This is a genomic window from Peterkaempfera bronchialis (assembly GCF_003258605.2).
Classification (GTDB): domain Bacteria; phylum Actinomycetota; class Actinomycetes; order Streptomycetales; family Streptomycetaceae; genus Peterkaempfera; species Peterkaempfera bronchialis.
Map to the genome: position 1 here is coordinate 4,943,639 of NZ_CP031264.1, position 23,802 is coordinate 4,967,440.

At 69.7% G+C, this 23,802-nt stretch carries 14 protein-coding genes and 3 rRNA genes; 15 read left to right on the forward strand and 2 right to left on the reverse strand.

The features are described from left to right. Positions 1-290: 290 nt before the first annotated feature. The 4 genes from C7M71_RS22025 to C7M71_RS22040 all read left to right on the forward strand — a co-directional run bounded on the left by C7M71_RS22025 (position 291) and on the right by C7M71_RS22040 (position 5,284). Complete coding sequence (locus tag C7M71_RS22025) at positions 291-2,498, forward strand: polyribonucleotide nucleotidyltransferase (protein ID WP_111490536.1); 2,208 nt, start codon at positions 291-293, stop codon at positions 2,496-2,498. Between the two features lie 127 nt (positions 2,499-2,625). After that, a complete protein-coding gene (locus C7M71_RS22030) occupies positions 2,626-3,984 on the forward strand; it encodes a M16 family metallopeptidase (RefSeq protein WP_229758848.1) in 1,359 nt (452 codons plus the stop codon). 84 nt (positions 3,985-4,068) lie between these two features. Then, positions 4,069-4,824 (forward strand): 4-hydroxy-tetrahydrodipicolinate reductase, encoded by a 756-nt coding sequence (gene dapB / locus C7M71_RS22035; RefSeq protein ID WP_111490537.1) that lies wholly within the window; start codon positions 4,069-4,071, stop codon positions 4,822-4,824. Between the two features lie 4 nt (positions 4,825-4,828). Beyond that, on the forward strand, positions 4,829-5,284 hold the full coding sequence (locus tag C7M71_RS22040) for a tetratricopeptide repeat protein (RefSeq protein WP_111490538.1): 456 nt from the start codon (positions 4,829-4,831) through the stop codon (positions 5,282-5,284). Positions 5,285-5,309: 25 nt separating this feature from the next. Here C7M71_RS22040 and C7M71_RS22045 read toward each other — a convergent pair whose 3' ends face one another. Beyond that, positions 5,310-5,915 carry a GNAT family N-acetyltransferase gene (locus tag C7M71_RS22045; RefSeq protein ID WP_111490539.1) on the reverse strand — a complete coding sequence of 202 codons (606 nt, stop codon included), beginning with the start codon at positions 5,913-5,915 and terminating at the stop codon, positions 5,310-5,312. Between the two features lie 194 nt (positions 5,916-6,109). Here C7M71_RS22045 and thyX point away from each other — a divergent pair, with 194 nt between their 5' ends. The 6 genes from thyX to rrf all read left to right on the forward strand — a co-directional run bounded on the left by thyX (position 6,110) and on the right by rrf (position 15,572). After that, positions 6,110-6,844: an FAD-dependent thymidylate synthase gene (gene thyX, locus C7M71_RS22050; protein WP_111490540.1), complete on the forward strand. Its 735-nt coding sequence runs from the start codon at positions 6,110-6,112 to the stop codon at positions 6,842-6,844. A 283-nt stretch (positions 6,845-7,127) separates the two neighbouring features. Then, the gene (dapA, locus tag C7M71_RS22055) at positions 7,128-8,027 is read left to right on the forward strand and encodes a 4-hydroxy-tetrahydrodipicolinate synthase (RefSeq protein ID WP_111490541.1); all 900 of its coding nucleotides are present in this window, start codon (positions 7,128-7,130) and stop codon (positions 8,025-8,027) included. A gap of 223 nt (positions 8,028-8,250) precedes the next feature. Further along, positions 8,251-9,936, forward strand: coding sequence for a ribonuclease J (locus C7M71_RS22060; protein WP_111490542.1), 1,686 nt, complete (start codon positions 8,251-8,253; stop codon positions 9,934-9,936). Positions 9,937-10,478: 542 nt separating this feature from the next. Beyond that, positions 10,479-11,995 (forward strand): 16S ribosomal RNA (locus tag C7M71_RS22070). 269 nt (positions 11,996-12,264) lie between these two features. Continuing rightward, a 23S ribosomal RNA gene (locus C7M71_RS22075) occupies positions 12,265-15,385 on the forward strand. 70 nt (positions 15,386-15,455) lie between these two features. Further along, positions 15,456-15,572 (forward strand): 5S ribosomal RNA (gene rrf, locus C7M71_RS22080). The 16S, 23S and 5S rRNA genes sit together here, the layout of an rRNA operon. Positions 15,573-15,637: 65 nt before the next feature. On the opposite strand, the gene ligD is transcribed toward rrf, so the two are convergent. Continuing rightward, entirely contained in the window at positions 15,638-16,651 is a 1,014-nt protein-coding gene (ligD, locus tag C7M71_RS22085) for a non-homologous end-joining DNA ligase (RefSeq protein ID WP_111495016.1), read from the reverse strand. 77 nt (positions 16,652-16,728) lie between these two features. Between ligD and C7M71_RS22090 the strand changes: the two genes are divergently transcribed. The 5 genes from C7M71_RS22090 to C7M71_RS22110 all read left to right on the forward strand — a co-directional run bounded on the left by C7M71_RS22090 (position 16,729) and on the right by C7M71_RS22110 (position 23,750). Continuing rightward, entirely contained in the window at positions 16,729-17,802 is a 1,074-nt protein-coding gene (locus tag C7M71_RS22090; RefSeq protein WP_111495012.1) for an ATP-dependent DNA ligase, read from the forward strand. Positions 17,803-17,868: 66 nt separating this feature from the next. Beyond that, positions 17,869-19,218: a glycosyltransferase gene (locus C7M71_RS32720; RefSeq protein WP_265737671.1), complete on the forward strand. Its 1,350-nt coding sequence runs from the start codon at positions 17,869-17,871 to the stop codon at positions 19,216-19,218. Then, complete coding sequence (locus C7M71_RS22100; protein WP_114914491.1) at positions 19,215-20,843, forward strand: glycosyltransferase family 4 protein; 1,629 nt, start codon at positions 19,215-19,217, stop codon at positions 20,841-20,843. Before C7M71_RS32720 ends, C7M71_RS22100 begins: the two co-directional genes overlap by 4 nt. Before the next feature lie 168 nt (positions 20,844-21,011). After that, complete coding sequence (locus C7M71_RS22105) at positions 21,012-22,136, forward strand: DegT/DnrJ/EryC1/StrS family aminotransferase (protein ID WP_111494765.1); 1,125 nt, start codon at positions 21,012-21,014, stop codon at positions 22,134-22,136. A gap of 153 nt (positions 22,137-22,289) precedes the next feature. After that, the gene (locus C7M71_RS22110; protein ID WP_229758849.1) at positions 22,290-23,750 is read left to right on the forward strand and encodes a glycosyltransferase; all 1,461 of its coding nucleotides are present in this window, start codon (positions 22,290-22,292) and stop codon (positions 23,748-23,750) included. The last annotated feature ends 52 nt before the right edge of the window (positions 23,751-23,802 follow it).

The window sequence follows — 23,802 nt, forward strand, 5'->3', positions numbered from 1 at the left end:
GTAGGGTGGAGGGAACGCCCCGTGGTGGCGCCGTGCACATGGCGCCCACGGGTACCCCGACACCGCGCGGGCTGCTGGCCTCAAACCGAGGCCGCCCGCACCCAGGGGAGCGTCCACCACGCGACCGCCGACTCGGTGCCAGGAGGCGCCGGTCCTCGGTAGTGGCCGCCGGGCAGCAGTCGGACACGCAGCCCGGAGGCTTCGATCGAAGACCGGCCCGGCCGGGGCCGGAGCGGAGCTACGCAGGGACGCTCCACCAGGGACGTACGCATAAAGAGGAGATCTTCCTGGTGGAAGAGAACGTGCACTACGCCGAGGCCGTCATCGACAACGGCGCCTTCGGCACCCGTACCATCCGCTTCGAGACGGGCCGCCTGGCCCGCCAGGCGGCCGGCTCCGCCGTGGCGTACCTGGACGACGAGACCATGGTCCTGTCGGCCACCACCGCCTCGAAGCAGCCCAAGGAACACTTCGACTTCTTCCCGCTCACCGTGGACGTCGAGGAGCGGATGTACGCCGCCGGGCGCATCCCCGGCTCGTTCTTCCGGCGCGAGGGCCGCCCCTCCGAGGACGCCATCCTCACCTGCCGGCTCATCGACCGCCCGCTGCGCCCCTCGTTCGTCAAGGGCCTGCGCAACGAGATCCAGGTCGTCTGCACCGTCATGGCGCTGGACCCGACCCACCTCTACGACGTGGTCGCCATCAACGCCGCCTCCGCCTCCACCCAGCTGGCGGGCCTGCCCTTCTCCGGCCCGATCGGCGGCGTCCGGGTCGCCCTGATCAAGGGCCAGTGGGTCGCCTTCCCGACCCACCCCGAGCTGGAGGAGGCCGTCTTCGACATGGTCGTGGCCGGCCGTGTCCTGGACGACGGCGATGTCGCGATCATGATGGTCGAGGCCGAGGCCACCGACAAGACCATCAAGCTGGTCGAGGGCGGCGCCGAGGCGCCGACCGAGGAGATCGTGGCCGCCGGCCTGGAGGCCGCCAAGCCGTTCATCAAGGTGCTCTGCAAGGCCCAGTCGGACCTGGCCGCCCGCGCCGCCAAGCCGACCGGCGAGTTCCCGGTCTTCCTGGACTACCAGGACGACGTGCTGGAGGCGCTGACCGCCGCCGTCCGCGACGAGCTGGCCCAGGCCCTCACCATCGCCGGCAAGCAGGCCCGCGAGGCCGAGCTGGACCGCGTCAAGGCGCTGGCCGCCGAGAAGCTGCTGCCCGAGTTCGAGGGCCGCGAGAAGGAGATCTCCGCCGCGTACCGCGCGCTGACCAAGAAGCTGGTCCGCGAGCGCGTCATCAAGGAGAAGGTCCGCATCGACGGCCGCGGGGTCACCGACATCCGCACCCTGGCCGCCGAGGTCGAGGCCATCCCGCGCGTCCACGGCTCGGCCCTCTTCGAGCGCGGCGAGACCCAGATCCTCGGCGTCACCACGCTGAACATGCTCCGCATGGAGCAGCAGCTGGACACGCTGGCGCCGGAGACCCGCAAGCGCTACATGCACAACTACAACTTCCCGCCGTACTCCGTGGGCGAGACCGGCCGCGTGGGCTCCCCCAAGCGCCGCGAGATCGGCCACGGCGCGCTGGCGGAGCGGGCGCTCATCCCGGTGCTGCCGACCCGCGAGGAGTTCCCCTACGCGATCCGCCAGGTCTCCGAGGCGCTCGGCTCCAACGGGTCCACCTCGATGGGCTCGGTCTGCGCCTCCACCATGTCGCTGCTGAACGCCGGTGTGCCGCTCAAGGCCCCCGTCGCCGGTATCGCCATGGGCCTGATCTCCCAGGAGATCGACGGTGAGACCCACTATGTGACGCTGACCGACATCCTCGGTGCCGAGGACGCCTTCGGCGACATGGACTTCAAGGTCGCCGGCACCCGGAAGTTCGTCACCGCGCTCCAGCTCGACACCAAGCTCGACGGCATCCCCGCCTCGGTGCTCGCCGCCGCGCTGAAGCAGGCCCGCGAGGCCCGGCTGCACATCCTGGACGTCATGGGCGAGGCCATCGACACCCCGGACGAGATGTCGCCGAACGCGCCGCGCATCATCACCATCAAGATCCCGGTGGACAAGATCGGTGAGGTCATCGGCCCCAAGGGCAAGATGATCAACCAGATCCAGGAGGACACCGGCGCGGACATCACCATCGAGGACGACGGCACCATCTACATCGGTGCGGTCGACGGCCCCTCGGCGGAGGCTGCCCGCACGACGATCAACCAGATCGCCAACCCGACCATGCCGGAGGTCGGCGAGCGCTACCTGGGCACCGTGGTCAAGACCACGACCTTCGGCGCGTTCGTGTCCCTGATGCCGGGCAAGGACGGCCTGCTGCACATCTCGCAGCTGCGCAAGCTCTCCGGCGGCAAGCGCGTCGAGAACGTCGAGGACGTCGTCAAGGTCGGCGACAAGGTCCAGGTCGAGATCGCCGAGATCGACCCGCGTGGCAAGCTCTCCCTCATCCCCGTCATCGAGGGCGAGGGCGACGAGGCCGCCGCGAGCTCGTGACCCCGGTCACGGCCGCAGCCTGACCCCCGGCCCGTTCCTCCCGCCCCCGGGAGGGACGGGCCGTACCCTGTACCGCACCCTGGCTGTATCGCACCCTGGTATCGCAACTGCTCCTGGAGGTCCCACCGTGGCTCAGGTCTCGGCGGCGCAGCAGCGCCCCGGCACGACCCGGACCCTGCTCAAGGGGATGGACGGCGCCGGCACCGTACGCCGCACCGTGCTCCCCGGCGGCCTGCGCATCGTCACCGAGACCCTGCCGACGGTGCGCTCCGCCACCTTCGGCATCTGGGCGGGGGTGGGATCGCGCGACGAGACGCCCGTCCTCAACGGCGCCACCCACTATCTGGAGCACCTGCTCTTCAAGGGCACCGAGCGGCGCAGCGCCCTGGACATCTCCTCCGCGCTGGACGCGGTCGGCGGCGAGATGAACGCCTTCACCGCCAAGGAGAACACCTGCTACTACGCCCGGGTGCTCGACAGCGACCTGCCGCTGGCCATAGACGTGGTCTGCGACATGCTCACCGGTTCCCTGATCCGCCCCGAGGACGTCGACGCCGAGCGCGGCGTCATCCTTGAGGAGATCGCCATGACCGAGGACGACCCCGGCGATGTCGTGCACGACCTCTTCTCCGAGGTCATGTACGGCAACTCGCCGCTCGGCCGTCCCGTCCTGGGCACCGTCGAGACCATCAACGCGCTCACCCGCGACCAGATCGCCGGCTTCTACCGCCGCCGCTACCGGCCCGAGAACCTGGTCGTCGCCGCCGCCGGCAATGTCGACCACGCCAAGGTCGTCCGCCAGGTCACGCGCGCCTTCGAGGCCGCCGGCGCACTCGGCCGCGAGGACGCCCGTCCCGCCGAGCCGCGCGCCGGCGCCCGCACCCTGAGTACGGCCGGCCGCACGGCGGTGCACAACCGGCCCACCGAGCAGGCCCACCTGGTACTCGGCCTGCCCGGCATCGCCCGGCGCGACGACCGCCGCTGGGCGCTGGGCGTGCTCAACGCCGCCCTCGGCGGGGGCATGAGCTCCCGGCTCTTCCAGGAGGTCCGCGAGAAGCGTGGCCTGGCCTACTCCGTCTACTCGTTCTCCTCGTCCTTCGCCGACAGCGGCATCTTCGGCATCTACGCCGGCTGCCAGCCCAAGCGGGTCGAGGAGGTGGCCAAGCTCTGCCGCGAGGAGCTGGACCGGATCGCCGAGCACGGCATCACCGAGGAGGAGCTGACCCGCTCCATCGGCCAGATCTCCGGCTCCACCGTGCTGGGCATGGAGGACACCGGCTCGCTGATGAACAAGATCGGCAAGGCTGAGCTCTGCTACGGCACCCATCTCTCGGTGGACGAGCTGCTCGGCCTGATCGGCGGGGTGACGGTGGACGATGTCCGCGCCGTCGCCCGCGAGGTGCTCGGTGCGCACCGGCCGTCGCTGGCCGTGATAGGACCGGTAGGGGACAAGCGAGCCGCCCGCCTCGTCGACGCGGTGGCCTGACCGCGCCCGTCCCGACATCGCGTACCCGAGCCGCCGTGCCCGAGTAGCCGTACCCCAGTCGCCGCACCCGAAAGGAAGCATCTGATGACCGCGCCGCTGCGAGTGGCTGTGATCGGAGCCAAGGGCCGTATCGGCTCCGAGGCATGCCGGGCCGTCGAGGCCGCCCCCGACCTGGAGCTGGTGGCCACCCCCGACCGGGGCGACAGCCTGGAGACCCTGGTCGACGGCGGAGCCCAGGTCGCGGTGGACCTCACCCACCCCGACGCCGTCATGGCCAACCTGGAGTTCTGCATCGGCCACGGCATCCACGGCGTGGTCGGCACCACCGGCTGGACCGAGGAGCGGCTGGCCACGCTGCGCGGCCGACTGGCCGCCTCGCCCGCCACCGGCGTCCTGATCGCGCCCAACTTCTCCATCGGCGCGGTGCTCACCATGCGGTTCGCCCAGCAGGCCGCCCGCTTCTTCGAGTCCGTCGAGGTGGTCGAACTCCACCACAACCGCAAGGCCGACGCCCCCAGCGGCACCGCCACCCGCACCGCCCAGCTGATCGCCGCCGCCCGCGAGCAGGCCGGCCTGGCCCGCCAGCAGGACCCCACCACCCACGCCCTGGACGGCGCCCGTGGCGCCGACGTGGACGGCGTGCCGGTGCACGCGGTCCGGCTGCGCGGACTCCTGGCCCACCAGGAAGTGCTCTTCGGCGATGTCGGCGAGACCCTGACGATCCGTCATGACTCCCTGCACCACAGCTGCTTCATGCCCGGCATCCTGCTCGGCGTGCGCAGGGTGGTGGACACCCCGGGCCTCACCGTCGGCCTGGAACACTTCCTCGATCTGGACTGACCGCATGAAGTCCCGTACCGGTTTCCTCGTCCTCGCCGCCGCCCTGCTCATCACCTTCGCGGTGGTGATCTCCGAGGGCGTCCAACTGATCGCCACCGGTGACCCGGCCGGGATCGGCATAGGCGTCTGCGCCCTTGTCATCCCGGCCATCGGCGGCTGGTTCCTCTGGCACACCGTGCAGTTCGGCCGCCGCAGCGAACTGCTCGCCCGCGAACTGGACGCCGAGGGCGGGCTGCCCGCCGACGAACTGGTACGCACCCCCGGCGGTCGCATCGACCGCGCCTCCGCCGACGCCGTCTTCGCCCGCCGCCAGGCGGAGGCGGAGGCGGCGCCGGACGACTGGCGCGTCTGGTTCCGCCTCGCCGTCGCCTACGCCGACGCCGGCGACACCCCCCGCGCCCGCCGCACCATGCAGCACGCCATCCGACTCCACACCACCCCGGCCGCCGAGCGGGTCTAGCCGAGCGGGTCCAGCCTGGCCGCGTCTAGCAGGCGGCCCCCGCGGTGCGGCTGCGGCAGGCCGCCCGCTGCTCCGGCACGGCCGTCAGCAGCATCCGGTACTGCACCTCCGGCACCCGAGCCCCGCCCAGCCGCAGCAGGCTGCGCGCACCGGTCGGGGCCAGGCCGTGCCGCTCGTAGAAGGCGCGCGCCCGCGCGTTCTCCTCCAGCACCCAGAGCACCATCGCCGGATACCCGTCGGCCGCCAGCCGCCGCCGCGCCTCGCCCAGCAGCAGCGACCCCACGCCCGTCGACCACGCCTCGGGGTGCGCATACAGGGCGTACAGCTCACCCGGCCGCTCGCCCTCGCCCGGCAGCGGCAGCATCGGCCGCGCCCCGCCGCACACCGCGAACGCCACCACCCGCCCGCCGCGCTCCGCCACCAGGTGGTGCCGGTCCCGAGGCCGCTCCCGGAAGTGCCTCAAGGCCCTGGTCAGCGCCTCCGGCCCGGAGTCCAGGGCATCCAGGTACGCGGGCGGCACCATCCCCCGGTAGGCGGCCCGCCAGCCGGCCGTACGCACCCGCAGCACATCCGCCATGTCCTCCGGGCGGGTATCCCGGACCACGGCCGGACCGTACCTCTCTGCGGTCATCTGTCCTCCCTGGGCACAGCGGCTCTGCCGAACCGTGCGGAAGAGGATACGAAGCCGGGCCGCCGACGGTTCGCCGGGGCCGCCCGTACACCGGGGCCGCCTGCCTGTACACCGGGGCCGCCTGTACACCGGGGCCGTCCGTACACCGGGATAGTCTGGGCGCCGCCCCGCACCACCGCCGAGAGGATCCGCCCGTGACCGACGAAGCCGCCCAGCAAGCCCGCTTCCGCGACGACGTGACCGTCGAACTGGTCCGCCACGCGGCCCGCGACAGCGATGTGCTCTGGGCCGCCCGGGTCTCCACGGCCGGCGAGCAGTCCCTGGAGGAACTGGAGAAGGACCCGGAGCGCTCCAAGGGCCTGATCAACTTCCTGATGCGCGACCGCCACGGCACGCCCTTCGAGCACAACTCGATGACCTTCTTCGTCAGCGCCCCGATCTTCGTCTTCCGCGAGTTCCACCGCCACCGCAGCGGATGGTCCTACAACGAGGAGAGTGGCCGCTACCGCGAGCTCCAGCCGGTCTTCTACGTGCCCGGTGAGGAGCGCAGGCTGGTCCAGCAGGGGCGGCCCGGAAAGTACGAGTTCGTCGAGGGCACGCCCGAGCAGCATGCGACGGTCACCTCGGCGATGGAGGACTCCTACCGCCGGTCCTATGACGCCTACCGGGAGATGCTGGCCGCCGGGGTCGCCCGGGAGGTCGCGCGGGCGGTGCTGCCGGTGGGCCTGTTCAGCTCCATGTACGCCACCTGCAACGCCCGCTCGCTGATGCACTTCCTCTCGCTGCGCACCAAGGACGAGCGGGCCGCGATCCCGTCCTTCCCGCAGCGCGAGATCGAGATGGTGGCCGAGCGCATGGAGGCCCGGTGGGCCGAGCTGATGCCGCTCACCCATGCGGCCTTCAACGCACACGGCCGCGTCGCGCCCTGACCTGCGGCGAGCAGTGGTGGGCCGTACCCGGTCGGGCATGTCCGGATTGCGGCCCCCGAGCCCCGTACCTAGGCTCACATCACGGATTCCGGTGCCGACTGAACCCCCGAGCAGACGGCACCGGAATCCCCGTGAGCAGCGGGTTCACCCGAAGTTCTTGCGGTGGTCACCGCAGGTCTCCGCCGAACCCTGCGGTTTCGGCCCCGCCGGGCCGCCTCCGGCGCATCCGCGGCGGGCACCCGCCCGGGGCGCACCCCGGTCCGCTACGAGTAGCGTTGGTTCCATGGCTCCGACCTCCACCCCTGAGACCCCCTTCGGCCGGGTCCTGACCGCGATGGTGACCCCGTTCACCGCCGATGGCTCCCTCGACCTCGACGGCGCGCAGCGACTCGCCGTCCACCTCGTTGACGCGGGCAACGACGGTCTGATCATCAACGGCACCACCGGCGAGTCGCCCACCACCACCGATGCCGAGAAGGCACAGCTCGTCCGGGCCGTGGTGGAGGCGGTCGGCGACCGCGCCCATGTCGTGGCCGGCGTCGGCACCAATGACACCCGCCACTCCACCGAGCTGGCCCGCCAGGCCGAGACCGCCGGCGCCCACGGCCTGCTGGTGGTCACCCCGTACTACAGCAAGCCGCCGCAGGAGGGCCTGTACCGCCACTTCACGGCGGTCGCCGACGCCACCGGCCTGCCGGTGATGCTGTACGACATCCCCGGCCGCAGCGGCGTGCCGATCGGCCACGAGACCATGGTCCGGCTGGGCGAGCACCCCCGGATCGTCGCCAACAAGGACGCCAAGGGCGACCTCGGCGCCGCCGGCTGGGCCATCGCCCGCAGCGGCCTCGCCTGGTACTCCGGCGACGACATGCTCAACCTGCCGCTGCTGTCGGTCGGCGCCGTGGGCCTTGTCTCCGTCGTCGGCCACCTGGTCACCCCCGAGCTGCGGGTGATGCTGGAGGCGTTCCTGGCCGGCGACCACACCAAGGCGGCGGCCGTCCACCAGAACCTGCTGCCGGTCTTCACCGGGATCTTCCGCACCCAGGGAGTGATCACCACCAAGGCGGCGCTCAACCGGCAGGGCCTCCCGGCCGGCCCGCTGCGGCTGCCGCTGGTGGAGGCGACGGACGCAGAGGTGGAGCAGCTCAGGAAGGATCTCGCCGCAGGCGGGGTACACCTGTAGGCAGGAGCACCGCAGACGTGCGCGCCCCGGCTCGCAGGCTCCCGTCGGACATCCCGGCGGAAGTCGCCGCAGAACCGGACAACGGCGCGAGGCAACGCACGGAGACCCACCCCGCCCGGCGACGGGCGGACAGCAACCGAAGGAACGAGACGATACGCGCGCCATGTGCCGCTCGGGGACCCACAGCCCTGGGGCATGTGGCGCGCGTCGTGAGGAGAGACTTTTGAGCCATCCGCACCCGGAACTGGGCCCGCCGCCGGAGCTTCCCGAGGGCGCGCTGCGCGTCACCCCCCTCGGTGGCCTCGGCGAGATCGGCCGCAATATGACCGTCTTCGAGTACGGCGGCCGCCTGCTGATCGTCGACTGCGGGGTGCTCTTCCCCGAGGACGAGCAGCCGGGCATCGACCTGATCCTCCCGGACTTCTCCACCATCCGGGACCGGCTCGACGCCGTGGACGGGATCGTCCTCACCCACGGCCACGAGGACCACATCGGAGCCGTCCCCTTCCTGCTCAGGGAGAAGCCGGACATCCCGCTGATCGGCTCGAAGCTGACCCTGGCCCTGATCGAGGCCAAGCTCGCCGAGCACCGCATCCGGCCGTACACGCTGGAGGTCAAGGAAGGGCAGCGCGAGCGCATCGGCCCCTTCGACTGCGAGTTCATCGCGGTCAACCACTCCATCCCGGACGCGCTCGCGGTCGCCCTGCGCACCCCGGCGGGCCTCGTCGTCTGCACGGGCGACTTCAAGATGGACCAGCTGCCGCTGGACGGCCGCCTCACCGACCTGCCGGCCTTCGCCCGGCTGGGAGAGGAGGGTATCGACCTGCTGCTGGTGGACTCCACCAACGCGGAGGTCCCCGGCTTCATCCCGCATGAGCGGGACATCCTGCCGGTGCTCCGGCAGGTCTTCGACAAGGCGGAGCGCCGCATCATCGTGGCCAGCTTCGCCAGCCATGTGCACCGCATCCAGCAGGTGCTGGACGCGGCCCACGAGTTCGGCCGCAAGGTGGCCTTCGTCGGCCGCTCGATGGTCCGCAACATGGGCATCGCCAGGGACCTCGGCTATCTGCGGGTGCCGGGCGGCCTGGTGGTCGACGTCAAGACGCTGGACGACCTGCCCGACGAGGACGTGGTGCTGATCTGTACCGGCTCGCAGGGCGAGCCCATGGCGGCGCTCTCCCGGATGGCCAACCGAGACCACCAGATCCGGATCGTCGAGGGCGACACCGTGGTGCTGGCGTCCTCCCTGATCCCGGGCAATGAGAACGCGGTCTACCGCGTGATCAACGGGCTCACCCGGTGGGGCGCCCATGTGGTCCACAAGGGCAATGCCAAGGTCCATGTCTCGGGCCATGCCTCGGCCGGCGAGCTGCTCTACTTCTTCAACCTCTGCAAGCCGCGCAACCTGATGCCGGTCCACGGCGAGTGGCGCCACCTGAGGGCCGCCGCCGAGCTGGGCCGGGCGACCGGCGTCCCCAAGGACCGGACCGTCATCGCCGAGGACGGCGTGGTGGTCGACCTGGTCGACGGCGTCGCCCGCATCACCGGCAAGGTCCAGGCCGGCTATGTGTATGTGGACGGTCTGTCGGTCGGGGCGGTCACCGAGACGTCCCTGAAGGACCGCCGCATCCTGGGCGACGAGGGCTTTGTCTCGGTCTTCGTGGTGGTCGACTCCACCACCGGCAAGGTCGTCGGCGGCCCGCACATCCAGGCCCGGGGGTCCGGTATCGACGATGCCGCCTTCGCCCCCGTGGTGGCGAAGATCGAGGAGGCGCTGGCCCGGGCAGCGGGCGACGGCGTCGCCGAGCCCCGGCAGCTCCAGCAGCTGATCCGGCGGGCGATCGGCAAGTGGGTGTCCGACACCTACCGCCGCCGCCCGATGATCCTCCCGGTCGTCGTGGAGGTCTGACCAGGCAGAACGGTCAGGGCGGGCCCCGGGGTGTGTACCGGGTCCCGCCCTGACCGCATCCGGGGGGTTGACAGACCCCGGGTGCGCTACTAGTGTTCTCCGAGCTGCCTGTAGAGGGAACCGGGCGCGCAGGATGCGCGGACGGCCTCCGGGTAGCCGACTCCAGAGGTAGGCAGACCGATTCGGGAATTCCCGGAGCGGTTGCTTATCGCGGGCCGGGAAGCGTGAAAGACCGTCGGAGAGATCTGATAGAGTCGGAAAGCGCCGAAAGGCCGAAGGAAAGAATGCAGTGCCCCGCCAGCGGGGGTCGGAAAAGCGGTCAGCGGATCTGATAAGCTGGAGACACAAGAAGGGAAGCGCCCGGAGGAGCCCGGAAGGGTTTCGATGGAAGCGTCCGTTCCTTGAGAACTCAACAGCGTGCCAAAAGTCAACGCCAGATATTTGAACCCTTTGGGTTCCTTTGAATGAAGTGCAGCGAGGACGCTGTGCGCGGGTCCGGCTTATTCCGCCGGATGCCGTGCCGCTCTTCCGCGAATGAGACATTCACGGAGAGTTTGATCCTGGCTCAGGACGAACGCTGGCGGCGTGCTTAACACATGCAAGTCGAACGGTGAAGCCCTTCGGGGTGGATCAGTGGCGAACGGGTGAGTAACACGTGGGCAATCTGCCCTGCACTCTGGGACAACACCGGGAAACCGGTGCTAATACCGGATACGACGTACCTCCGCATGGGGTGTGCGTGGAAAGCTCCGGCGGTGCAGGATGAGCCCGCGGCCTATCAGCTTGTTGGTGGGGTGATGGCCTACCAAGGCGACGACGGGTAGCCGGCCTGAGAGGGCGACCGGCCACACTGGGACTGAGACACGGCCCAGACTCCTACGGGAGGCAGCAGTGGGGAATATTGCACAATGGGCGAAAGCCTGATGCAGCGACGCCGCGTGAGGGATGACGGCCTTCGGGTTGTAAACCTCTTTCAGCAGGGAAGAAGCGCAAGTGACGGTACCTGCAGAAGAAGCACCGGCTAACTACGTGCCAGCAGCCGCGGTAATACGTAGGGTGCGAGCGTTGTCCGGAATTATTGGGCGTAAAGAGCTCGTAGGCGGCCTGTCGCGTCGGATGTGAAAGCCCGGGGCTTAACCCCGGGTCTGCATTCGATACGGGCAGGCTAGAGTTCGGTAGGGGAGATCGGAATTCCTGGTGTAGCGGTGAAATGCGCAGATATCAGGAGGAACACCGGTGGCGAAGGCGGATCTCTGGGCCGATACTGACGCTGAGGAGCGAAAGCGTGGGGAGCGAACAGGATTAGATACCCTGGTAGTCCACGCCGTAAACGTTGGGAACTAGGTGTGGGCGACATTCCACGTCGTCCGTGCCGCAGCTAACGCATTAAGTTCCCCGCCTGGGGAGTACGGCCGCAAGGCTAAAACTCAAAGGAATTGACGGGGGCCCGCACAAGCGGCGGAGCATGTGGCTTAATTCGACGCAACGCGAAGAACCTTACCAAGGCTTGACATACACCGGAAACTGGCAGAGATGTCAGCCCCCTTGTGGTCGGTGTACAGGTGGTGCATGGTTGTCGTCAGCTCGTGTCGTGAGATGTTGGGTTAAGTCCCGCAACGAGCGCAACCCTTGTTCTGTGTTGCCAGCGAGTAATGTCGGGGACTCACAGGAGACTGCCGGGGTCAACTCGGAGGAAGGTGGGGACGACGTCAAATCATCATGCCCCTTATGTCTTGGGCTGCACACGTGCTACAATGGTCGGTACAATGGGCTGCGATACCGCGAGGTGGAGCGAATCCCAAAAAGCCGGCCTCAGTTCGGATTGGGGTCTGCAACTCGACCCCATGAAGTCGGAGTCGCTAGTAATCGCAGATCAGCATGCTGCGGTGAATACGTTCCCGGGCCTTGTACACACCGCCCGTCACGTCACGAAAGTCGGTAACACCCGAAGCCGGTGGCCCAACCCTCTGGGAGGGAGCCGTCGAAGGTGGGACCAGCGATTGGGACGAAGTCGTAACAAGGTAGCCGTACCGGAAGGTGCGGCTGGATCACCTCCTTTCTAAGGAGCATTGGCCGGCTTCGAGCGAGTGTCTCGGAGCGGTTGCTCATGGGTGGAACGTTGACTATTCGGCACTGTCTGGAAGCTTCTTCTCAGTACTGCGTCTCTTCGGGGTGTGTGGAACGGTCGGGGTTCTGGGTGGTGTCGGGCGCGCTGTTGGGTCCTGAGGGAACGGTTGGTTGTTTCCTCTGGTTGTGCCGGTCCCATGCTTGTTCTGGGTGGGTGGCTGGTCGTTGTTTGAGAACTGCACAGTGGACGCGAGCATCTGTGGCCAAGTTTTTAAGGGCGCACGGTGGATGCCTTGGCACCAGGAACCGATGAAGGACGTGGGAGGCCGCGATAGGCCCCGGGGAGCTGTCAACCGAGCTTTGATCCGGGGGTGTCCGAATGGGGAAACCCGGCAGTCGTCATGGGCTGTCACCCGCTGCTGAACACATAGGCAGTGTGGAGGGAACGCGGGGAAGTGAAACATCTCAGTACCCGCAGGAAGAGAAAACAACCGTGATTCCGGGAGTAGTGGCGAGCGAAACCGGATGAGGCTAAACCGTATGTGTGTGATACCCGGCAGGGGTTGCGCGTGCGGGGTTGTGGGAGCGTACTTCAGTCGTCTGCCGGCGGCTGGGCGAGTCAGAAACCGTACAGGTAGTCGAAGGGCATGCGAAAGGCCCGGCGTAGAGGGTAAGACCCCCGTAGACGAAATCTGTGCGGCTTGCTTGTGCGTTTCCCAAGTAGCACGGGGCCCGAGAAATCCCGTGTGAATCTGGCGGGACCACCCGCTAAGCCTAAATATTCCCTGGTGACCGATAGCGGATAGTACCGTGAGGGAATGGTGAAAAGTACCGCGGGAGCGGAGTGAAATAGTACCTGAAACCGTGTGCCTACAAGCCGTGGGAGCGTCGTCGTGGTTTTCGGACTGCGGCCGTGACTGCGTGCCTTTTGAAGAATGAGCCTGCGAGTTTGCGGTGTGTGGCGAGGTTAACCCGTGTGGGGTAGCCGTAGCGAAAGCGAGTCCGAATAGGGCGTTCTTAGTCGCATGCCCAAGACCCGAAGCGGAGTGATCTAGCCATGGGCAGGGTGAAGCGCGGGTAAGACCGTGTGGAGGCCCGAACCCACCAGGGTTGAAAACCTGGGGGATGACCTGTGGTTAGGGGTGAAAGGCCAATCAAACTCCGTGATAGCTGGTTCTCCCCGAAATGCATTTAGGTGCAGCGTCGTGTGTTTCTTGCCGGAGGTAGAGCACTGGATAGGCGATGGGCCTCACCGGGTTACTGACCTTAGCCAAACTCCGAATGCCGGTAAGTGAGAGCACGGCAGTGAGACTGCGGGGGATAAGCTCCGTGGTCGAGAGGGAAACAGCCCAGAACACCGGCTAAGGCCCCTAAGCGTGTGCTAAGTGGGAAAGGATGTGGAGTCGCAGAGACAACCAGGAGGTTGGCTTAGAAGCAGCCACCCTTGAAAGAGTGCGTAATAGCTCACTGGTCAAGTGATTCCGCGCCGATAATGTAGCGGGGCTCAAGTACACCGCCGAAGCCGTGTCACTCACACAAGAGCCTTAACGGGTGTGTGGGTGGGTAGGGGAGCGTCGTGTGCCGGGTGAAGCGGCGGCGGGAGCCAGTCGTGGACGGTATACGAGTGAGAATGCAGGCATGAGTAGCGATACAAGAGTGGGAAACTCTTGCGCCGATTGACCAAGGGTTCCTGGGTCAAGCTGATCTGCCCAGGGTAAGTCGGGACCTAAGGCGAGGCCGACAGGCGTAGTCGATGGACAACGGGTTGATATTCCCGTACCCGCTGTAGAGCGTCAACGCTGAACCTCTGAATGCTAAGGCCGTGAAGCCGCCCTTGAGACCTTCGGGTCGAGGGGAGTGGTGGAGCCGCCGGTCCAACAGGGTAGTAGGTGAGCGATGGGGTGACGCAGGAAGGTAGTCCAGCCCGGGCGGTGGTTGTCCCGGGGTAAGGGTGTAGGACGTGGGGTAGGCAAATCCGCCCTGCATATAGTCTGAGACCTGATGCCGAGCCGATTGTGGTGAAGTGGATGATCCTATGCTGTCGAGAAAAGCCTCTAGCGAGTTCTGTGGCGGCCCGTACCCCAAACCGACTCAGGTGGTCAGGTAGAGAATACCGAGGCGTTCGGGTGAACCGTGGTTAAGGAACTCGGCAAAATGCCCCCGTAACTTCGGGAGAAGGGGGCCATTGCTGGTGATGGGTCTTGCACTCTGAGCTGGTGGTGGCCGCAGAGACCAGCGAGAAGCGACTGTTTACTAAAAACACAGGTCCGTGCGAAGCCGTAAGGCGATGTATACGGACTGACGCCTGCCCGGTGCTGGAACGTTAAGGGGACCGGTTAGTCATGATTCGTCGTGGCGAAGCTGAGAACTTAAGCGCCAGTAAACGGCGGTGGTAACTATAACCATCCTAAGGTAGCGAAATTCCTTGTCGGGTAAGTTCCGACCTGCACGAATGGCGTAACGACTTCTCGACTGTCTCAACCACGGGCCCGGTGAAATTGCATTACGAGTAAAGATGCTCGTTTCGCGCAGCAGGACGGAAAGACCCCGGGACCTTTACTATAGCTTGATATTGGTGTTCGGTTCGGCTTGTGTAGGATAGGTGGGAGACTGTGAAGCTGTGACGCCAGTCATGGTGGAGTCATCGTTGAAATACCACTCTGGTCGTGCTGGATGTCTAACCTGGGTCCGTGATCCGGATCAGGGACAGTGTCTGGTGGGTAGTTTAACTGGGGCGGTTGCCTCCTAAAGGGTAACGGAGGCGCCCAAAGGTTCCCTCAGCCTGGTTGGCAATCAGGTGTTGAGTGTAAGTGCACAAGGGAGCTTGACTGTGAGACCGACGGGTCGAGCAGGTGCGAAAGCAGGGACTAGTGATCCGGCGGTGGCTTGTGGAAGCGCCGTCGCTCAACGGATAAAAGGTACCCCGGGGATAACAGGCTGATCTTCCCCAAGAGTCCATATCGACGGGATGGTTTGGCACCTCGATGTCGGCTCGTCGCATCCTGGGGCTGGAGTAGGTCCCAAGGGTTGGGCTGTTCGCCCATTAAAGCGGTACGCGAGCTGGGTTTAGAACGTCGTGAGACAGTTCGGTCCCTATCCGCTGTGCGCGTAGGAGTCTTGAGAAGGGCTGTCCCTAGTACGAGAGGACCGGGACGGACGGACCTCTGGTGTGCCAGTTGTTCTGCCAAGGGCATGGCTGGTTGGCTACGTTCGGGAGGGATAACCGCTGAAAGCATCTAAGCGGGAAGCCTGCTTCGAGATGAGGGCTCCCACCACCTTGAGTGGGTAAGGCTCCCAGCAGACGACTGGGTTGATAGGCCGGGTGTGGAAGCCTCGTGAGGGGTGGAGCTGACCGGTACTAATAGGCCGAGGGCTTGTCCATAGTTGCTCCGCGTCCACTGTGTTGTTCTGAAGCAATGATCCGTGCCGATTCCGGGTCAACTTCATAGTGTTTCGGTGGTCATAGCGTGAGGGAAACGCCCGGTTACATTCCGAACCCGGAAGCTAAGCCTTACAGCGCCGATGGTACTGCAGGGGGGACCCTGTGGGAGAGTAGGACGCCGCCGAACAATCTTTGACGGGAGGGCCCCGTAGCCGGAAGGCTACGGGGCCCTTTCGCATGCCCGGGCGCCGGTCAGGACGGCCGGCGTTTTGCGCGGCTGGGTTGCACGCGGCGCGGTTCGCCTTCCATTTTCGGGTGGTCCGGGGGATAGGGCAGGTCGCCGAGGCCGTGTTCGCGTTCGTCGCGGGCGGCGAGTTCCAGGGCCTGGTCGAGGCGGTAGCTGTGGTGGTCCATGTCGGCGTGGACATCGCCGACCTCGGCATAGCGCTGCTGCATGGTCATCAGATCGAAGTCCTGGGGGCGGGCGTCCCGGAGTTCCTCCCACCGCAAGGGCGCCGACACGGTGGCGTTCGGGGTGGGACGGACGGAGTAGGCGCAGGCGATGGTGCGGTCCCGGGCCGTCTGGTTGTAGTCCACGAAGATCTTGGCGCCGCGTTCCTCCTTCCACCAGGAGCTGGTGACCTGGTCGGGCATTCGCCGCTCCAGTTCCCGGGCGATGGCGATGGCGGCACGCCGTACCTGGACGAAGGTCCACTCGGCGGCGATGGGGACGAAGACATGGACGCCCCGGCCGCCCGAGGTCTTGGGCCAGCCTCGGAGGCCGAGTTCGTCCAGCAGACCGTGGAGTTCCTCGGCGGCCCGGACGGCGTCGGTGTAGTCGGTGCCGGGTTGGGGGTCGAGGTCGATGCGCAGCTCGTCGGGGTGGTCGAGGTCGCTGCGGCGGACCGGCCAGGGGTGGAAGGTGAGGCAGCCGAGGTTGGCGGCCCAGACGACGGCGGCGGGCTCGGTGGGGCAGAGCTCGTCGGCGTGGCGTCCGCTGGGGAAGCGGATGCGGCCGGTGGGGATCCAGTCGGGGAGGTTGGCCGGGGCGCGCTTCTGGAAGAAGGACTCGCCGGTCACCCCGTCGGGGTAGCGCTCCAGGGTGGTGGGCCGGTCCCGCAGGGCGCGCAGGATGCCCTCCCCGACCACCGTGTAGTACTGGGCCACGTCGAGCTTGGTCCATCCGGGCTCGGGGAAGTACACCTTGCCGGGATTGGACAGCCGGACCGTCCGTTCGCCCACCGTCAGCTGCACCGCTTCTGCCATCCAGCCACGGTAGGACGGCCGGTCGCCCGGCGCGCGCCGACGGGCGGCCGGAGCGGGCCGGAGCCACAATCGGGGCCATGGACCTTCCGGTGATGCCGCCTGTGAAGCCGATGCTTGCCAGATCGGCCGCGCAGATCCCGCCGGGGATGCAGTACGAGGGCAAGTGGGACGGCTTCCGGGCGATCGTCTTCCGGGACGGCGGTGAGGTCGAGATCGGCAGCCGTACGGGCAAGCCGCTGACCCGCTACTTCCCCGAGGTGGTGCAGGCCCTGGCGGCGGCGCTGCCGCCGCGCTGCGTGGTTGACGGGGAGATCGTGATCGTCCGGGGCAGCCGTCTGGACTTCGACGCGCTGCTGGAGCGGATCCATCCGGCCGACTCGCGGGTGCGGCTGCTGGCGGAGCGGACCCCGGCGAGCTTTGTTGCCTTCGATCTGCTGGCGCTGGACGACGTCTCGCTGATGGACACGCCGCTGGTGGAGCGCCGCCGGGCCCTGGTGGAGGCGCTGGGGGAGGCGCCGACCGGGCCGGTCCACCTGGCCCCGGCCACCACCGATCTGGAGACCGCCCGGCGCTGGTTCGACCAGTACGAGGGGGCCGGATTGGACGGCGTCGTGGCCAAGCCGCTAGACATCGGCTACCGGCCGGACGAGCGGGTGATGGTGAAGGTGAAGCACGAGCGTACGGCCGACTGCGTGCTGGCCGGGTTCCGCTTCCACAAGAGCGGCCCGGTGGTGGGTTCGCTGCTGCTCGGCCTGTACGACGGGCAGGGGCGGTTGCAGCATGTCGGCGTCTGCGCGTCCTTTCCGATGCGCCGCCGGCAGGCGCTGGTGGAGGAGTTGGAACCGCTGCGGATGGAGTCGCCGGCCGGTCATCCATGGGCGTCGTGGGCGGACGAGGAGGCGGCGGCGGCCGACCGGATGCCCGGGGCGCCCAGCCGCTGGACCGGGAAGAAGGACCTGTCCTGGGTGCCGCTCCGGCCGGAGCGGGTCTGCGAGGTCGCGTACGACCATATGCAGGGCGGCCGGTTCCGGCACACGGCGCAGTTCCGCCGCTGGCGGCCGGACCGGGAGCCGCGCGGCTGCACCTATGCGCAGTTGGAGGAGCCGGTGCGGTTCGACCTGGCGGATGTGCTGTCGGGCCCGAACGGGTGAAGAGGTGGCGGTGCTGCGGCCCGCCTCGTAAGGATGGACCGCCCCGGTGCGCGGCGCCGGGCGTCGATGGATGAGGTTCTCTTGGATGTGCTGATGCTGGTCACCACCGATGTGGCCCATGACAGCAGGGTGGTGCGGGAGGCGGCGGCGCTGGCCGGGGCCGGGCACACGGTGCATGTGCAGGGCAGGGAGGTACCGGCCGGGTGGGCGCCCCCCGGGGGGCTCTTCACGGTCGGCTCCTCCTCGGGCGGCCGTGGCCTGCGGCCGCCGCGCGCCCCGGGTCTGGGCGGTCAGCCCCAGGGCGACCGGGCGGGGGAGGCGCCGGAGGCCGTCCGCCGGGGGCCGGGGTGGCTCTGGCGGGCGGTGCGCTGGTGGCTGCTGCCCCGGCACCGCCGCCAGGTCTGGGCGGCGTGGTCCCGGGCGGCGGTGGCGGAGCTGCGGGAGCGGCGGTTCGACGTCGTCCATGCGCATGACTTCAACACCCTGCCGACGGCCGCGCGGCTGGCCCGGGAGTACGGCGCGCTGCTGGTGTACGACTCGCATGAGTGGTGGTCGGGCCGTCAGCGGCACGGCCGGCCCGCCCCGTTGGAGCGGCTGCGGGACCGCCGCCTGGAGGTGGAGCTGACGGGCAGGGCCGATGCGGTGGTGACGGTCGGCGAGGGGATTGCGCGCCGTCTGGAGCGCTGGGCGACCGGTCCGGTGACGGTGGTCCGCAACACCTTCCCGGCCCTGCCCCCGGCCACCGGCGCGGAGGAGGTGCCGCTGCCGTCCGCCCCCAAGGGGATGGTGTACGCGGGCCGGATCGGCGCCGGGCGGGATCTGGAGACGGTGCTCGCGGGGGCCGCCGCGCAGCAGAGCGCGGTGGTGCTGGTGGGTCCGGCCGACGAGGCGTACGCGGCGCGGCTGGCGCGGGCCGAGGGCGGGGACCTGGAGCTGCTGGCGCCGCGTCCGGTGGATGCGGTGGACGGGCTGCTGCGGCGCTACGGCCTGGCGGTGGTGGCGCTCACGGACAGCTGTGAGAACCACCGGCTGGCGCTGCCGAACAAGCTGTTCCACGCGGTGCGGGCGGGGGTGCCGGTGGTCGCCGCCGATCTGCCGGAGCTGCGGGGGACGGTGCTCCGGTACGACCTGGGCGAGCTGTACCGGCCGGGTGACCCGGGTTCGTTCCGGGCGGCGGTGGGCCGGGTCGAGGGGCGTTATCCGGAGCTGCTGCGGTCGGTGGCGGCGGCGCGGGCGGAGCTGGCGTGGGAGCAGGACGCGCGGCGGCTGGTCGCGCTGTACGGGACGCTGGCGGCCGCGCGGCAGAGCCCGGGGGAGCCGCCGGTGGACCGGCCTGCGGCGTCCCGGCGGGCGACGGCTCGGCGGGCGACGGCTCGGCGGGAGGGGGATCGGCCGCCGGCCGGTGACCGGGCATGAGCTGCGGCGGCCCGCTGCCCGGCCGGGTGGTGATGCTGGTCGCCAATGGGGTGGACGGCGACTCCCGGGTGCAGAAGGCCGCCTGGTCGATGGCGGCGGCGGGCTGGGACGTGGTGCTGCTGGGCCGGGCGCCGGGTCCGGAGCGGCTGGAGTACCGGCTGGGCGGCGCCCGGGTGGTGCTGCTGCCGGTGGGGTCGGCGGTCTCCGGCTATGAGCGGGGCAGGGGCGCGTCGTTGCGCAGCGCCTGGGCGCGGCGTGCCGCGTACGCCCGCGCGCGGGCCGTGGTCGCGCGCTGGGACGCGGTGGACGCGCCCCGCAGCGCGCGGCTGCGGCTCGCCGCCGTCGCCCGCCGCCGACTGGCGGCGCACCCGGCGCTGGACGCGCTGCTGGTGCCGCTCGGGGCCGGTCGGGTCGCCGGGCGGCTGCGCCCGGCCCTGGACGGGCTGCGCGGTGTGCTGGACCGGTACGGCGGCTGGCGCTCGCTCAACCCGTGGTTCCGGGATCTGGAGCTGGCCTTTGCGCCGGTGGTGGCCGAGCTGGCGCCGGAGCTGATCCACGCGCATGACTTCCACATGGTGGGGATCGGTGCCCGCTCCGCCGCCCGGCTCGGCGTCCCCGGGCGGCCGGTGCGGTGGCTCTATGACGCCCATGAGTATCTGGCCGGGATCGAGGTGCCGGGCCGCTGGGACCTGCGCGGTCGGCTGCGCCGCCGGATGCTGCTGGGCGTGGAGCGGGAGTACATCGGCCGGGCGGATGCGGTGGTGACCGTCTCGGAGGCCATCGCGGAGCGGCTGCACCGCGACCATGGCCTCACCCGCCGCCCGGCGGTGGTGCTGAATGCGCCGCTGGTCCGCACGGACGGAGCGGCCGGGGCATACGGAGCACCTGAAGCGGCGGTCCCCGAGGTGCGCCGGGCGGTGGGGCTGCCGCCGGACGCCCCGCTGCTGCTCTACAGCGGCGGGCTGGCGGCCCGCCGCGGGGTGGCCACGGCGGTGGCGGCGCTGCCCGCGCTGCCCGGGGTGCACCTGGTGCTGGTGGCCCGCCGGGGCGATCCGGACGCCGGGGAGCTGCGGGCGCTGGCGGGGCGGCTCGGGGTCGCCGACCGGCTCCACCTCGCCGACTATGTCTCCCCCGACCAGGTGATCCCCTATATCGCCTCGGCCACCGCCGGTCTGGTGCCGATCCTGCACCGCCCCAACCACGAGCTGTCGCTGATCACCAAGTACCTGGAGTATCTGCACGCCCGGCTGCCGATCCTGTGCAGCGATGTCGCGGAGATGGCCGCCACCACCCGCGCCCTGGGGGTGGGCGAGGTCTTCCAGGCCGGGGACACCGGGGCGTTCTGCCGGGCCGCCCGTACGCTGCTGGCCGACCCGGAGTGCTACCGCCGCCCGTACCGGCCGGACGGCGCCGCCGGGCGGGCGCTGCCCGGCTACGGCTGGGCGGGTCAGGCCGAGGTGCTGGACGCCCTGTACGCCGAGCTGACCGGGCGCCGCCCGCGCCCGGCGGCCCCGCCGCCCGCCGGTCCGCTGCTGCTGACGCCCTGGCCGGACGGCCCGGGTGATCCCGGACGGCCCTGTACGGCGCGCGCTGCGGACGGTGGTGTGCCTACCGTGCAGGGGTGAGGCTGCGGCGGCCGGGTCTGCCTGCTGCCCAGCGTTCACCTGGGCAGCAGCCCCTGTTCAACGGCGTCCGGAAGCCTGGTGGCGAATGCCCCGGGCGGCGGGACGTGCCCTCCGCCGTCCTGGGTGCCCAGGACGGCGCAACCACGCAGCGACGATGGAGGTGGCCGCATGCGCGGGCGGCACGAAGAACCGATCCCTGCGGCCCGTCCCGTGATCGGCGAGCATGAGATCGAGGCCGCCGTCCGGGTGCTGCGCAGCGGCGCCGTGGTGCAGGGCCCCGAGGTGGCGGCCTTCGAGACCGAGTTCTCCGCACTGGTGGAGGGCCGCCACTGCGTGGCGGTCAACTCCGGTACCTCCGCGCTTCAGCTCACCCTGATGGGGCTGGGCATCGGGCCGGGCGACGAGGTCGTGGTGCCGTCCTTCTCGTTCGCGGCCACCGCCAACGCGGTGCGGCTGGTGGGTGCCGAGCCGGTCTTCGCCGATATCGAGCCGGGCAGCTTCTGCCTCGACCCGGACGCGGTCGCCGCCGCCGTCGGGCCGCGTACCGCCGCAGTGCTGCCGGTGCACCTGTACGGGCATCCGGCGGCCATGGACCGGCTGCTGCCGATCGCCGAGCGGCACGGCCTGGCCGTGGTGGAGGACGCCTGCCAGGCGCATGCCGCCGCGCTGAACGGCCGCCCGGTGGGCACCTTCGGTGCGGCGGGCTGCTTCAGCTTCTACCCGACGAAGAACATGCACTCCCTGGAGGGAGGCATGATCACCACCGCCGACGCCGAGCTGGCCCGCACCCTGCGGCTGCTGCGCAACCAGGGCATGGAGCAGCGGTACGCCAATGAGGTGGCGGGCGCCAATATGCGGCTGACGGATGTGGCCGCCGCCGTCGGCCGGGTGCAGCTGGGCCGGCTGCCGGTCTGGACGGAGCAGCGCCGGGCCAACGCCAAGCTGCTGGACTCGCGGCTCACCGGCCTGCACACCCCGCCGGTGGCGGACGGGGCCCACCACGTCTACCACCAGTACACGGTGCGGGTGCCGGGCAACGGCCGCCCGGACCGCGACTGCCTCCAGAAGGCGCTGGCCTCGCGGGGGGTCGGCAGCGCGGTGTACTACCCGACGCCGATCCACCGGCTGAAGGCGTACCGGGGGGAGGAGGGCGCGCAGGCGCGGCGCTGGGACCTGCCGGAGACCGAGCGGGCCTCCGCCGAGGTGCTGTCGCTGCCGGTCTACCCGACGCTGACCGGTGCCGAGCTGGAGCGGGTGGTCGCCGCCGCCAATGCGCTGGGCGGGCTGCTCTGACCGGGTGCCCGCCGGACGGGGGAGCTGCGGCGGCCGGTTCCCCGGGGACGGGCCGCCGCTGACGTACCGCCAGCAGCGGCCGGGCGGTGGGCGGGTGCCCGGATGGCTGCGCTCGGCGCGCGGGGTGGCGGATCGTCTGCCTACGGTGCAGAGGTGACCTCGGCAACGTCTGGCACCACCCGGCAGCAGCCGTCCCGCGAGCCGTCCCGCGCGATCGACGCCGGTCCGGCGGGCGGACGCGGGGCGGCGTCCGCGCGCAGTACCCGCCGCCCGGTACGGACGCCGCCGCGCCGTGCCGCCCGCAGCGGCCCCCGCGTGCTCTATCTGGCCTTCTTCTTCCCGCCGACCCGGGCCAGCGGTGTCTACCGGGCGCTGGCCACCGCCAATCTGCTGGCCGACCGGGGCTGGGAGGTCACGGTGGCCACGGCGCCGCGCGAGTTCTTCGCGGACTACCTGCGCTCCCACGACCCGTCGCTGGAGGGCCGGATCCATCCGGCGGTCACCGTGGAGCGGCCCCGGATGGGCTACTTCCGCTGGGAGCGGGACGTCCGCCGGTTCGGCCGGCTGCGGGCCAACTTCCCCAGCCTGGCGAGCGCGGCGTACGGGTGGGCGCAGCGCCGGGTCTTCCCCGAGCACTACGCGACCTGGCTGCCGCATCTGCTGGCCCGCGCGGTGCGGCTGCACGCCCGGCGGCGGTTCGACGTGGTGGTGGCGACCGGCAACCCGTTCGCCTCCTTCGCGGCGGCCTGGGCGCTGGGCCGGGCGCTGCGGATTCCGTATGTGCTGGACTATCGCGACCCGTGGACGTTCAACCCGCTCACCGGGGACCTCGGCTTCCCCGAGGGGAGCAACGCCTGGACCTGGGAGCGCCGGGTGCTGCGCGGAGCCGCCGAGGTGGTGCACGTCAACGAGCCGATCCGGCAGTGGTACGCGGACCGCTACCCCTTCGCTGCCGGGCGCTCCCGGGTGGTCTACAACGGCTGGGAGCCCGACATCCTGGGGCGGCCGGAGTGGGTGCCGCGCCCGGCCGGGCGTCCGCTGCGGTTCGGCTACATCGGGACCGTCACCGACCATCTGCCGCTGGAGGTGCTCTTCGACGGCTGGCGCCTCGCCCGGCAGGACCCGTCGCTGGCGGGGGCGGAACTGCACCTCCACGGCCATCTGGGGTTCTTCTCGCACAGCGCGCAGCCGCTGCTGGACCGGCTGCCCGCCCCGGAGGAGCAGTTGGGCGTGCGCTACCGGGGGCCGGTGGCCAAGGCGGAGGTGGCGGCCGCGTATGCGGAGATGGACGCGGTGGTCTTCCTGGCCGGGGGGTCCCGCTATGTCACCTCCGGCAAGGTCTTCGAGTACATGGCCACCGGGAAGCCGATCGTCTCGGTGCACCGGCCCGACCACGCCGCCGTGGAGGTGCTGCGCGGGCATCCGCTCTGGTTCTCCGGCGGTCGGCTGGACGCCGAGGCGGTGGCCGGGGCGTTTGTGGAAGCCGGGCGAGCCGCACTGGAGTTGACGCCGGATCAGGTGAAGCGGGCGGTGGAGCATGCCGAGCGGTTCACCCGGGAGGCGACGCTGGCCCCGTTCGAGGAGCGGTTGAGGAGGATCGCAGGTGGCCGCTGACCGCAGGCAGCAGCACAGGCAGCAGGCGTCGACCCCGGCCCGGCCCGCACGG

What these genes read in the sequence shown, in the direction of transcription:
- dapB (WP_111490537.1), top strand. Translation starts at nt 4,069, where the DNA reads ATGACCGCGCCGCTGCGAGTGGCTGTGATCGGAGCCAAGGGCCGTATC.
- C7M71_RS22040 (WP_111490538.1), top strand. Translation starts at nt 4,829, where the DNA reads ATGAAGTCCCGTACCGGTTTCCTCGTCCTCGCCGCCGCCCTGCTCATC.
- C7M71_RS22045 (WP_111490539.1), bottom strand. Translation starts at nt 5,915, where the DNA reads ATGACCGCAGAGAGGTACGGTCCGGCCGTGGTCCGGGATACCCGCCCG.
- dapA (WP_111490541.1), top strand. Translation starts at nt 7,128, where the DNA reads ATGGCTCCGACCTCCACCCCTGAGACCCCCTTCGGCCGGGTCCTGACC.
- ligD (WP_111495016.1), bottom strand. Translation starts at nt 16,651, where the DNA reads ATGGCAGAAGCGGTGCAGCTGACGGTGGGCGAACGGACGGTCCGGCTG.
- C7M71_RS22090 (WP_111495012.1), top strand. Translation starts at nt 16,729, where the DNA reads ATGGACCTTCCGGTGATGCCGCCTGTGAAGCCGATGCTTGCCAGATCG.
- C7M71_RS32720 (WP_265737671.1), top strand. Translation starts at nt 17,869, where the DNA reads ATGGATGAGGTTCTCTTGGATGTGCTGATGCTGGTCACCACCGATGTG.
- C7M71_RS22100 (WP_114914491.1), top strand. Translation starts at nt 19,215, where the DNA reads ATGAGCTGCGGCGGCCCGCTGCCCGGCCGGGTGGTGATGCTGGTCGCC.
- C7M71_RS22105 (WP_111494765.1), top strand. Translation starts at nt 21,012, where the DNA reads ATGCGCGGGCGGCACGAAGAACCGATCCCTGCGGCCCGTCCCGTGATC.